Origin of the sequence: Mesotoga sp. HF07.pep.5.2.highcov (assembly GCF_003666285.1) — a bacterium.
Taxonomy (GTDB): Bacteria; Thermotogota; Thermotogae; order Petrotogales; family Kosmotogaceae; genus Mesotoga; species Mesotoga prima.
Genome location: NZ_JFHJ01000107.1, coordinates 1 through 1,999, shown reverse-complemented (window position 1 = coordinate 1,999; position 1,999 = coordinate 1). Strand labels below are relative to the sequence as shown.

At 45.9% G+C, this 1,999-nt stretch carries 1 protein-coding gene; it reads right to left on the bottom strand.

The genetic code is table 11. The features are described from left to right. Positions 1-813: 813 nt before the first annotated feature. The gene (locus BG32_RS01815) at positions 814-1,278 is read right to left on the bottom strand and encodes a molybdopterin-dependent oxidoreductase (RefSeq protein WP_183084263.1); all 465 of its coding nucleotides are present in this window, start codon (positions 1,276-1,278) and stop codon (positions 814-816) included. Positions 1,279-1,999: the final 721 nt, after the last annotated feature.

The window sequence follows — 1,999 nt, the reverse complement described above, 5'->3', positions numbered from 1 at the left end:
TGAAGAGGACAAGGGTACTTACGTAAGACAGGTCGCGCAGAGACCGGTCAGCTCCGTAGAGCCCCCGACTAAGCCGGAAACGGAAGAACCGCCCACAATAATGAGAAGAAGGGGAGGCGGAAGAATAAAGCGGGACGAAGGTTGAGTCTCGCATAACCGGCGAATTCACGGAAGCTCAGCTTGAATTGTCCGATAAAATTTGCCTGTTTTGATTTTGGCGTTCGTTTATGTATAATAATTTTAAGGAATGAGTAATCGAATTGATTTGTTTTGACTTTTTTTCATTTCGTATATGGGTGATTTGCGATGAAGCGCGCTGGAGTGACTATCACGATGGCTGCGCTTTTTTCTTTGAGGCGGTCGAGTTGAGAGCTTTTTTAGTTGAGAGGTTGCTCGATGTGGAAGATTCCCGAAGGTGAGTGAAAAAAAGAAGACGATTTCTTAAAAAACATCGTATGTGTAGTTTCTAAGCGATGCGGCGTTAGTTTCACCTCCAGCGGCAATTTCTTGAAAACCAGCGTCTTAACTTAAGTCTCTTATCTGATTTAGTTTCATCTCTTGGTTAATTATCCCCGCGAATCCTGTCTCGAAGGACACTTCTTGCTCCAAAGAGAACAGACTCGACTCACAGGTCAAGAAGCATCGTCTATTCGGAGTCTTCGGATGTATCCGGCCAGATTGAAACGAAACAGATGTCTGTCAGGGTTAATTCTCGTTCTACCTGTCGAGCATCGGTTTGTCGGGGCTTCCGTCTTTGCTGTATCCGAATTCTTCCCAGTAACCTCTATACTTGTCGTCGTCTGACAGTTCGATCTACTCAACCCAGCGCGCCCACTTATAGCCCAATCTGTCATCGGCGACCACAATGAGGGGAAAGCCCTGAGCCGGCGGCAGCCCGATCCCATTCAAACTGCCGGCCAGTATGCTATTCCTTTCCCTGATATAGTCGAGGGTCAGAATGGTTATGTAGCCGTCGGTTGACTTGAATATCACATTTGTCGCTCTATCGTCCGGGTCGGCCTTTTCGATCAAATTCATCAGCGGAATCCCTTCCCATAGCATCTTCGCCGTCCATCCCTCCACACAATGCAGTGTTACGAGCCTTTCTACATGCTGAAGCTCCTGCAACTCTATGTAGTTCATGAAATAAGGGGTTTCTGCAAGGCCACCTATCTTCAAGGCGTATTCTTCGATATTCACATATTGAATGCCCTTTATCGAGTTCTCTCTGAAGGCGCTCAGGTCGTCCAGCTTGGCGCCCTGGTATTCCCTTACCACCACCTCGTCTAAGGCCCATCATTTGTGCCGAATGTGACTCCAAACTCAATAGATACAACTGCGATAATTCCAGCGAGAATAAGAACCGGTAAGTTCAAAACATTCTCTTCCTCGTATCTAGTTTTGTTCCAAATTAAATGGCTTTGTTCAAGAGCAAATGACTTCGCTTAAGGTCTTCATGAGTCAAACGGGTGGCAGCAACCGTCGAGTCTTCTGACCAAAGCGTAAATACCGTCTTCGTTGCAAGTATAAGATCCGCTGTGCGATAAAAGATCAGTTGCAAGTTCTCATTTGCAAGTTGTAGGTTAAAGACCGGAAAGCAAAAACACCACAGCTCGTCATGAACTGGTTTCAACATGACGAATTATTACGCTTTCAGAATCAGCAACCGCTGTCATTCACAACTGTCTTCACGAGTATCTCTCAGTTTGTCATCCCGAACTTGTTTCGGGATCTAGGTGTAGATCTTTCCAAGAACGAAGAACTTGGGCACGGAGCGTTGGAACGAAAGACTGCTCTTTGAAGGACGGGTTCATGATTTAGGACGGACAACGAAGAACGGCTCTTATGATAGAGATGCTGAAACAAGTTCAGATGACAGGATGAGATGTTATTGTACAGCTTCTGGCTTGTAACTTGGAACTGACAACTTGCAACTGCTCTTCGAAGGACGGGTTCATGGTTTTGGACGATGGGCTTCTACTATGTCAACAGTTATAAA